This window comes from Veillonella sp. 20925_1_51, assembly GCF_041431445.1.
GTDB lineage: Bacteria > Bacillota > Negativicutes > Veillonellales > Veillonellaceae > Veillonella > Veillonella nakazawae.
The window spans coordinates 1-10,469 of record NZ_JAPVXT010000015.1; the positions used below are offsets into that span (position 1 = coordinate 1).

General features: G+C 38.2%; 7 protein-coding genes and 1 rRNA gene. All 8 read left to right on the plus strand.

Translation table 11 applies throughout. From position 1 onward, the window contains the following. The first annotated feature begins 70 nt into the window (after positions 1–70). Positions 71–187, plus strand: a 5S ribosomal RNA gene (gene rrf, locus O3607_RS09590). A 460-nt stretch (positions 188–647) separates the two neighbouring features. After that, positions 648–1,508, plus strand: a complete 861-nt coding sequence (locus O3607_RS09595; protein ID WP_323758615.1) for a polysaccharide deacetylase family protein — start codon at positions 648–650, stop codon at positions 1,506–1,508. An 8-nt stretch (positions 1,509–1,516) separates the two neighbouring features. Further along, on the plus strand, positions 1,517–2,011 hold the full coding sequence (locus O3607_RS09600; protein ID WP_060924992.1) for a molybdenum cofactor biosynthesis protein B: 495 nt from the start codon (positions 1,517–1,519) through the stop codon (positions 2,009–2,011). Between the two features lie 220 nt (positions 2,012–2,231). Next, the gene (locus tag O3607_RS09605; RefSeq protein WP_060924991.1) at positions 2,232–2,684 is read left to right on the plus strand and encodes an Rrf2 family transcriptional regulator; all 453 of its coding nucleotides are present in this window, start codon (positions 2,232–2,234) and stop codon (positions 2,682–2,684) included. Between the two features lie 63 nt (positions 2,685–2,747). Beyond that, on the plus strand, positions 2,748–4,136 hold the full coding sequence (locus tag O3607_RS09610) for a cytochrome ubiquinol oxidase subunit I (protein ID WP_024066365.1): 1,389 nt from the start codon (positions 2,748–2,750) through the stop codon (positions 4,134–4,136). After that, positions 4,127–5,146, plus strand: coding sequence for a cytochrome d ubiquinol oxidase subunit II (cydB, locus tag O3607_RS09615; RefSeq protein WP_024066366.1), 1,020 nt, complete (start codon positions 4,127–4,129; stop codon positions 5,144–5,146). The genes O3607_RS09610 and cydB overlap by 10 nt, the downstream gene beginning before the upstream one ends. Positions 5,147–5,370: 224 nt before the next feature. After that, positions 5,371–8,958 (plus strand): thiol reductant ABC exporter subunit CydD, encoded by a 3,588-nt coding sequence (gene cydD, locus O3607_RS09620; protein ID WP_285365396.1) that lies wholly within the window; start codon positions 5,371–5,373, stop codon positions 8,956–8,958. A gap of 209 nt (positions 8,959–9,167) precedes the next feature. Further along, a complete protein-coding gene (locus tag O3607_RS09625) occupies positions 9,168–10,334 on the plus strand; it encodes a hypothetical protein (protein ID WP_024066368.1) in 1,167 nt (388 codons plus the stop codon). Positions 10,335–10,469 lie beyond the last annotated feature (135 nt).

Here is a 10,469-nt window from a genome sequence, read left to right on the forward strand (position 1 = left end):
ATTAAGCAGAAATGTGCAACAAATATATATATAACTTCTATGTGGTTTTCAGAGTACAAACTCTGACAGATTCAGTGGCGATGGCTATGAGGATCCACCTGTTCCCATCTCGAACACAGTAGTTAAGCTCATAAACGCCGAAAGTACTTGGCTGGAGACGGCCTGGGAGGATAGGAAGCTGCTGATTAAGCATAAAATAGAGGGTCAACCCTAAAGGGTTGGCCCTCTATTTTTGTGCTCTAACGAGCACATTCTAATTCCTGCTAGAGCCGTCTCCAGCCAAGGTTGTACAAGTATTATCTATGGATAGTAATCTATGGGACGGCGTGGGAAGGGTAGGGTGTGAGGCCACAGAGGAGCGTAGCGACGCATGGGGCCCACACATCACCTTCGACGAAGCCCAAAATAGTGTGCCGTACATAAAAAAAGAATGTATTGAATACTGCCATGGGCGAGTGTGATAGGAAGCCGCTGATTGCTTAAAGGCACACCTGAGGGTGTGTCTTTTTTTGTGTGTAAAGTTAAATGTATATATAACTTATACTTTATATATAAGAAAATATTTCTTGAACGGGATTTTCTTGATAATACAAAGTAAGTATGATATTCTCATTATATGCTTAAGTGGATTGGAGTGATTAGTTTATATGTATAAATATGGCAAGAGCTGTATTAAAAAAATATTATGTTTTCTCGCAATATGTATTGCAATTTTAGCTATCTCTTTTGGCGTTATGTGGGGACTGTCTACTGATTATAAGATTTATGGTGTCCCTGTACTAAACTATCATCAAGTGAATGATGAAAAGCATTCTGCTTTGACGCTTCATGTTGATCAGTTTAGAGAACAGATGGAATATATACATAATCAGGGGTATAACACGATTACGTTGGCTCAATTATATGATTATTTGGAAAATGGTACTGAATTACCAAATAAGCCAATTGTCATCACCTTTGATGATGGCTATGTAGATAACTATAAAAATGTATTGCCTATTTTAAAGGAATACAACATGAAGGCTACCTTGTTTATGATTAGTGATGCAGCTAATACGCCTGGTTTTGTTTCTACAGAACAAATGCACCAAATGGAAGCGGGTGGATTTGATATTCAAGGCCATACAAATCATCATAAAATCTTAACAAAAATTGACCCTACCGAATTACCGGATGCTCTTCTTGGAGGGAAGACTTCTTTGGAGGGGATTTTGGGTGAGCCTATTGAGTATCTAGCATATCCTGGTGGGTTTAACGATATGCTCGTTCAATATGTAACTAAACAATCTGGTTACAAAATGGCTTTCACAGTACAACCAGGTACAGTACAGCCAGGCGATAATTTATATGCCTTAAATCGATTGGCTATATTCCAAGGTGACACACCGTACTTATCGTTTTGGTTACGCCTACATTGTGCACCATTTATTCACTATACATGGTCATTACGTGATTTTTTACGTGATAATGGATGGCCTACATTAGCATCTATTATTCCGTTATTCTAGGAGGAACTATGTCTTACGAAGTATTAGCAAGACCTTTGCGTGTTGCTATTTTAACAGTTTCTGATACGCGTACCTTTGAAACTGATAAAGGCGGTAATAAAGTACAAGAATTTTTAGAACAAGCAGACCATATTGTGGCAGATCGTAAAATTGTCATTGATGATTACAATGAAATCAGAAATGCAATGATCCCATGGTGTAATGATGAATCTATTGATGTTATCATCTCTACAGGTGGTACGGGAATTGCTAAGCGTGATGTAACAATTGAAGCAGCCAATAGTCTCTATGAGAAACATATCCCTGGTTTCGGGGAAATATTTAGATATTTGTCCTATACAGAAGATATTGGGACTAAGGCAATGGCTTCTCGTGCAGAAGCAGGGGTGAACAATAATACGTTAATGTTCTCTGTTCCTGGCTCTGTAGGTGCTGTTACTTTGGCAATGGGTAAACTCATCATTCCTGAAATGGCACATCTTGTTCGTGAAATTACAAAATAATAAATTAAGACTGCTCATACGTGGGCAGTCTTTTTTGATAATATAAATCAAAAAGTGATTTTATGGATATAAAAATATTCAGGTATAATCTAATTTATAGGCTTAAAATTTATATATGCTAATTCTCAATATATAAAACAATACCATTGCAGTATTGTTTTATTTCGATTATACTAGATTTAGTAATACGTTTGTCCGAGTGCACGAGAAAGGAGACCTTATGAAGTTAAATCAGGCCACGGATTATGCATTTCGCATGGTCTTACATATGGCGCTCTTACCTTCGGGAACGAAGCTAACGGGTTCTGTATTGGCTGAGCAAGAATTGATTCCAGAACGATTTTTGCTCAAGATTATGCGTAGTCTCATTGCAGCTGGGATTATGAAATCCTTTCGTGGTGTAGATGGTGGGTTTGCCCTCAATCGAGACCCTCAAGAGATTTCATTGCTCGATGTAATTAGAGCGGTAGAAGGGGATGCGTATTTACAACGGTGTTTATATGATGTAGGTTCTTGCTCTAAGTCTTGTATGGGACATTGTGCTATCAATGAAGCGATGGGAACAATTCAGGACCAATTAATCAATCAGTTGGAGATGGTTAACTTTAAAACTCTTGCCCAACGTGAACAGTTGATTGAGTCTGAAGCGTTGCCATATTCACAAGCGCAATGATACAAGGTTTTTAGTGAAAGCTCATCAAGTGATGTAGGTATTTTATTCTAAGGAGGAAAACACATGTTTGAAGCTGTAGATTTAGCTCGATTACAATTTGCGCTAACATCTATCTATCACTGGTTGTTCGTGCCGTTCACACTAGGCATGACAGTGACTGTAGCTATCTTGGAGTGGACATATGTGTCTACTGGTAAAGAAGTATACAAAAAAATGGCAAAATTCTGGGGCAAATTGTTCCTAATTAACTTTGCTATGGGTGTGGTAACTGGTATTGTTCAGGAATTCCATTTCGGTATGAACTGGGCAGAATATTCTCGTTTTATGGGTGACATTTTCGGCGCTCCATTGGCCCTTGAAGCATTAATGGCATTTTTCTTGGAATCTACATTTATGGGTGTATGGATCTTCGGTTGGGACCGCTTGAATAAAACTGTTCATGCCGTTGTAGCTACGTTGGTGGCATTAGGTACAAACCTATCCGCATTCTGGATTCTCGTAGCAAACTCCTTCATGCAACATCCTGTAGGTTATGTAATCCGCAATGGCCGTGCAGAAATGGATAATTTCTTAACAATTGTTCAAAATGGTTATGTACCAGGCCAATTCTTCCATATCGTGTTAAATGGTTTATTAACAGCAGGCGTAATTATCATGGCCATCAGTGCTTGGCACTTATTGCGCAACAATGCGACAGACTTCTACCGTCGTTCCGCTAAATGGGGCATGGTTATTGCTCTTGTATTCGGTACTTTAGGCGCTTTGGCAGGTCATCATCAAGGTCAATACATTACAAAAGTACAACCTATGAAAATGGCTGCTATGGAAGCATTGTGGGAAACACAAGATCCTGCTCCATTCTCTTTGGTAGCTAACATTGATACTAAAGCTCAAAAGAATACGGGTGCACTTGAAATCCCTGGTGGTTTGTCCTTCTTAACTCAAAACTCCTTTACTTCTGGTAAAGTAGAAGGTATCAAAGATCTTCAAGCTAAATCCGAGGCTCAATATGGTCCTGGTAACTATATTCCAGATGTTCCAGCAATCTTCTGGACATTCCGTGTCATGGTTGCAGCTGGTTCCATTATGTTGCTTGTTGCATTCGTAGGTCTTATCCTTAATGCAAAAGATAAATTAGTTGGCAATCGCACATTCTTAAAAATTATGTTCTGGACACTGCCATTACCATTCATTGCTCATTCCACAGGTTGGTTTGTAGCAGAAGCTGGTCGTCAACCATGGCTTGTATATGGCTTGCAATTAACTGCAGACGGCGCTTCTAAATCCGTTACAGCTCCAGAAATTATGACTACAATCATCGGCTTTACACTTGTGTATATCGTAGCAGCTATTGCGGCTATCTACCTTGCTGTAGAACACATCAAAAAAGGTCCAGATGGTAACCCATCTCACGATGTAGTTGAAAAAGAGGAGGCGAGATTATGGAATTAATTTTTAATAACCTTGAAGTGGTATGGTTTATTTTAATTACTGTACTATTCGCTGGCTTCTTCTTATTAGAAGGTTTTGACTATGGTACTGGTATTTTATTACCATTCATCGGTAAAACTGACGTTGAACGTCGTCAAATGATTAATGCCTTGGGTCCTGTTTGGGATGGTAACGAGGTATGGATGATCACTGCAGGTGGTGCATTATTCGCATCCTTCCCTCATGTATATGCTACGTTGTTTAGTGGTTTCTATTTAGCGTTATTCTTAATGCTTGCGGCTCTTATTATCCGTGGTGTATCTTTTGAATTCCGCTCCAAGAGCCCTAACTTGTTATGGCGTAAAACTTTTGACTACTGCATCTTCTTTGGTTCCTTGATTCCTGCATTGTTGTGGGGTGTTACAGTTGGTAACTTGATTCAAGGTACTCCAATTGATGCAAGCATGACATATGTAGGCACATTCTTTGATTTGTTAAGCCCATACACAGTACTTTGTGGCATTGCATTTATCTTGGTATTCACATACCATGGTGGCTTATTCACTTCTATCAAAACTGCTGGTGCTGTTTCTGAACGCGCTCGTGCAGCTTCCTTGGTGGTAGGTGTTCCTACAGCTATCGGTGCATTAGCATTGGTAGGTGCAACTTATGTATTTACAGATTTGTTCAACTCTGTATTAGCAATTGTTTGCTTTGCGTTGGCAATCGTGTTCTTCCTCATTTCTTGGGGGGCTGCACGTACTCGTAATACAAAATGGGGCTTTGTATTTAGCTCCTTAACCGTTATTTCTGTAACGGCTGCTTACTTTGCTGGTTTATTCCCTCGCATCATGGTTTCCTCTTTGAATCCTGATTGGAGCTTGACTATTGCAAATGCAGGTAACTCTACTTACACATTGACTTTGATGACTTGTGTAGCCTTTGTATTTGTGCCAATTATCTTGGTTTACCAAAGCTGGGTATACTGGACATTCCGTCATCGTGTAACAGAAAAAGACTTACACTATTAATAGAATAGCTTTATAACTCTGGTGAGTTGTAAAATTTAGGTCTCAATGTGAGGCGTGCCGTAGCGGCACGCCTCTTTTTTGTGGTAAGATGAATAATATTGATAAATTTAGATTCATTTGGACTCAATTAGATTATAGTTTAGCTTAATCTGAGTACGACTTAGATAGAGGAAATCTAATCAATTTGAGTTTATATTTTTAGTAGTTTTACCGTAGAGGATAATATGATACAGCGTACCGCTTTTAAAGCGCTGCTAGAACATAAAGGTCAGCTTTTACTACTGGGATTAACCTGCTTAGTAGAAAGTCTGTCCATTGTTGGGCAAGCTTGGTTCTTTGGAACCTTAATTAATAATTTTATATTTTCAGAGAATACCTTACATGATGAAAGGTATTCTATTATCTATTTAGGAATTGCTATTATTGTAAGATTGCTAGCACATTATATACAAGAATCTGTAGCAAATCGATTAGGTAGTGCAGTAAAAGCAACCTTTAGAGAACGGGCCTTAGAGCATATGTTTAAACTTGGTGTGCAACATAAGGAACGCCATGGCGATGTGATACATATGCTTACTGATGGATTAGAGCAAGTAGATGCTTATGTAGCTCGTTATATTCCTCAAATTCTATATGCTATTATGATTCCTCTTATTATGGGTATTGCTATTGTAGATACATTACCTATTATTGGTATCATTCTAATTATCACCGTACCATTAATTCCATTCTTTATGATCTTAATTGGTAAGCAAGCGGATCGTCTTAATAAAGAACAGTGGGAGCGTATGAGTTTCTTATCTGGTCATTTTCTTGATGTATTGCAAGGTATTACAACATTAAAACTTTTTGGTCGTGCAAAGGATCAAATTAAGGTTATTGGTCGTTTATCTGAGGAGTTTAAAGACTCTACATTACGAGTATTGCGTGTGGCGTTTTTATCTGCTCTAGTTCTTGAGCTCGTAAGTACTATTAGTACAGCATTGATTGCGGTATACCTGGGCTTAACATTATTGGATGGTGAAATCTCATTCTTTTCAGCTTTCTTTATTTTGCTATTAGCGCCAGAGTTCTATACGCCATTTAGACAATTGGGGGCTGCATTCCATACGGGTATGGCAGGTAAGACCTCGATTTTAAAATACGAAGAGTTTATGAATCGCCAGCCATCGCTGCCTATAGGTGGTCAATCTCAACTTAAAGGTAAGGTACAAGCAATTGAAATTAAGGATTTAACGTTTACCTATGAAGATAGCGAAAATGGTGTACAACATATTTCATTAGTGGCTAAACGTAATTTTCCGATCATGCTTGTTGGTGAAAGTGGGGCAGGGAAATCTACAATTGCCCATATTATTGGGGGATTTTTGACTGCTCCTAAAGGCAGTGTTACTATAGATGGTCTTGATCTATGTGACATCGATATTGAGTGGTGGCGCCAACAAATTACCTATGTATCTCAACATCCACACATTATGAAAGGCACCTTGCGTGAGGTTCTATCCTTTGGCATGGATGTAAGTGATAAAGAAATTCTTGATGCTTGTAAAGAGGTTCAACTCTTAGATGTCATCAGTCGTCATGCTGACGGTCTTGATGCGGTCATCGGAGAAGGTGGTTTAGGTCTAAGTGGTGGCGAACGTCAACGGGTTGCCTTAGTACGTGCATTTTTGCGAAAGGGACAAGTGTTAATTCTCGATGAGGTGACGGCACATCTTGATGTAAAAACAGAAGCTATTATCAGCAGTGCTATCAAACGTTTGATGGATAATAAAATCGTCATTATCATTGGTCATCGTCTACAAACGATGCATTGGGCATCTACACTATACGTTTTGAAACATGGACGTATTATTCAACAAGGTTCTTATGCGACGCTTCTCGCAGTAGATGGTTATTTTAAGGACCTTGTTACCTCTGGTTTAGGTGAATTTTCTTCAACTATTGAAGAACAATTAAAAACAGAAAAGTCATTTAGCTTAGAACATAGAGAAGAAATTGATAATTTAATTCGGGTAGATAATCAAGATGCTTACGTATTGGGGAAAGATACAATACAGACTCCTGAGGTTTCAACTTTTAAGCTGGGCATACAAGGATGGAAATTATTATTTACTGTGCTGAGCCCTGCAAAGTGGTCGTTAGTATTAGCTTTGATTTTTACATTCTTAACGGTATTTATGAATGTGGGCTTATTAACTGTATCTGCGTGGTTATTGGCATCAGCTGCATTGCAACCGGGACTTACTTATTTGAGCCTTGCTATTGTGGGCGTCCGCTTCTTTGGTGTTAGTCGTGCTGTATGTCGTTATTTTGAACGGTATACATCTCATCGTATGGCGTTCCAAGGTCTGTATGGTTTGCGTGTATGGTTTTATGCTCATTTAGAACCATTGGCGCCGGCTATTCTTAAACGTTTTGGTGCAGGGGATATGCTAGGCCGCATTATGGGGGATATAGAGGTACTACAATTTTTCTACTTGCGTACGTTGATTCCGCCTGCAGCAGCCATTGCTTTAACTATTTTAGTTGCCTATGGTGTGTCTACGATTGATAATAGTTTGGTTGCGCCTATAGTTTTAGCAGCCTTTATATTAGGTCTAGTTTTGCCTTTAGTTGTATATGCTCATAACAAACAATCGTTGACGGCGATTGGACCTCAACAAGGGGAATATAAATCCTTATTAAGTGATACCATGGATAGCTTGGAGGATGTCATTAGCTACGGCAATGAACAGTTAGTATACGATCGTATTCAACATATGATGAGTACTGTGGATGCTAATAAAGGTATTATCGAGCGAGGTATGAACTTAGGCAATACGCTGTTCCTAGGTGGAGTCCAAATTACAGTTGTCATTGTAGCCATATTGGCAGCCAATGCGTTGACCGGAGCTTGGGCCAGTGTTATGGTAGCAGTTGCTGCTATTGGTACACAAGCTTGGTTTGAGGCCTTACAACCTATGATCGCTGCCGTTCATCATGGTGCTGAAAGTAAAGTGGCTACGAGTCGTCTCACAGCACTTGCACATGAGCCAATTCCAGTAGTAGAACCAAACGCACCAAAACCATTTAATGCTAATCGAGAGATTACATTTTCTGATGTATCCTTTGGTTATGATGCACATCGTCGTATTTATGAACATCTTAGATTAGACATTAAACAAGGTCAATCGATTGCTATTGTTGGCGCTAGTGGATCTGGTAAGACTACATTGTTTAATATGCTTGAGCGATTATATGACTACAGTGGCTCAATCCATGTTGGTGATGTAGAGTTAAAGGATATTTCTATCGATACATGGCGTAATGCTTTAGGCACGATAACGCAAGATACTTATATTTTCCATGCGTCCTTTGAAGATAATATTCGACTAGCAAGACCGGATGCCTCAGAAGCTGATTTAGAGTATGCTATTGATCGTGCTTCGTTGCGCTCTGTAGTGGAACGCTTGCCAGATGGTATTCATACGATTGTTGGTAGTGGTGGTCATGGTCTAAGTGGTGGCGAACGACAACGGGTTGCTTTAGCTCGACTATTCTTGCGAAAACCTCAAGTTGTTTTGTTAGATGAACCATTAGAAGGTTTAGACCAAGTAACGAGGAAGGCTCTGCATCGTGATTTGATGGAATATGTACAGGATAAAACATGCTTATATATTACACATCAGTTAGAAGGATTAGAGCATATGGACCGTATCTTATTTATGGATAAAGGTCAAATTATAGAAGATGGAACTTACGAAGAATTAATTGCCCTTCGTGGTCACTTCTATGAATATTGTTATCTATCCATGGCAAGTATTCAATAAAAATAAATATCAATTAAACTATCTATTATAAATACTAAATTATAATAGTCTGAATGTTAAACTGCAGTAATAAAGCCCCTTTTACTATGTAAAAGGGGCTTTATGTATACCTATATTTAATAGTATATGTAGTAGTCTTTTATCGATAAATCATGCAATATATGGTATAATTTGTATATCAAAAGCTGTTTTTTACCCTTGGAGGGATTATGACTAAAATCTTCACCAAATTACGAGCATTGGTGGATGAAGCATTATCTGATAGTGATACGACGGTGAAAAAGGTAAGCCCTGTTCAACAAGTACCTTTAGAACAAGATTTATTTGATCATCGTTTGTTATCTATAGAAGAAGACGTGGTTAATCGCATGTTGCGTGCTGCTCTTCGGAATCATAAGTTCTTTTATTCTATAACTTTTGAGTTTGAACCAAATAATCAAATATTCCTATCTATTATTACTAAATGGGGGAATGTGATTACCGCTGAATTTACTTTAGAAGACTTATGGTTTGATGATTACTCATCATCCTTTGCAATTCGGCTCGATACAGAGAATTTAGATACGGGTGGATTTATTTTAAATTCCATCTTACACTTACTAGGTAACTGGTTCCTTAGTCTTTTTGGCATCTTTTTTAATCCTATTGCATTAGGCGAAAAGGGATCTACCGTACGCTTTGAAAAAAAAGGTATTATTCGCTTTGATTTAATACCCAATACGCAACTTAAAAAGTTTATACCTTTGCCAGAACGCTCCATAGGGAGTGTAGGCCCTGTACTTTTAGCTAATCCTCAAACTAGTCAATCGGTATTGCAAATAGATTATTATGCATTTCATGATCCAGTAGATACATTTACGGTGCCAGATGTTCCAATTCGTACTAGTTGGCTTCGATCCATTGATATTGCGGCAGTGCTCTTGATGCCGATCGGTGTATGGCTTACCTTTATCTTTGCGCATCATTACTTACCAACTGAAACACTAGAGTTTTCATTCTCTACATATTTCTTAATATCTTTGGGGATTTTTATTCTTTCTTTACTACTAATGAATACACCACGATATTTATATATGTATTTTGACTCTAGAAAACAGTGGCAAAGTGCGTTTGTTCATAACAATATCAAGATTCAAATGCGCAAGCTCCATCGGCGCATCTTCATGCAGCAAGCTACCTTGACCTCTGATAGCGGCGAGTGTAATGCCGCTGAAGGTCAAGAACGTATTAAACGTTTATTGTTGCAAATCCGGGATAAGCGCTTCCTAGAAAATAGACTTAAGATTTCTGATGATGATAGAGCGCGCAAACAAAAGGTTAAGTTTATCATTGCTTATATCCTTTGCACTATAATAGAGTTGATATTATTGACTTAAGTTTGTAAAGAATCAGGTTGAAACTCTTTTAAATTATTTATGGTATAGTTATTAAGGTAATAAAGAACTATATATAATAAGACATGTGATAAATAAAAAACGTATCTCTTTATGAAGAGATACGTTTTTTATTTA

What these genes read in the sequence shown, in the direction of transcription:
- O3607_RS09595 (WP_323758615.1), top strand. Translation starts at nt 648, where the DNA reads ATGTATAAATATGGCAAGAGCTGTATTAAAAAAATATTATGTTTTCTC.
- O3607_RS09600 (WP_060924992.1), top strand. Translation starts at nt 1,517, where the DNA reads ATGTCTTACGAAGTATTAGCAAGACCTTTGCGTGTTGCTATTTTAACA.
- O3607_RS09605 (WP_060924991.1), top strand. Translation starts at nt 2,232, where the DNA reads ATGAAGTTAAATCAGGCCACGGATTATGCATTTCGCATGGTCTTACAT.
- O3607_RS09610 (WP_024066365.1), top strand. Translation starts at nt 2,748, where the DNA reads ATGTTTGAAGCTGTAGATTTAGCTCGATTACAATTTGCGCTAACATCT.
- cydB (WP_024066366.1), top strand. Translation starts at nt 4,127, where the DNA reads ATGGAATTAATTTTTAATAACCTTGAAGTGGTATGGTTTATTTTAATT.
- cydD (WP_285365396.1), top strand. Translation starts at nt 5,371, where the DNA reads ATGATACAGCGTACCGCTTTTAAAGCGCTGCTAGAACATAAAGGTCAG.
- O3607_RS09625 (WP_024066368.1), top strand. Translation starts at nt 9,168, where the DNA reads ATGACTAAAATCTTCACCAAATTACGAGCATTGGTGGATGAAGCATTA.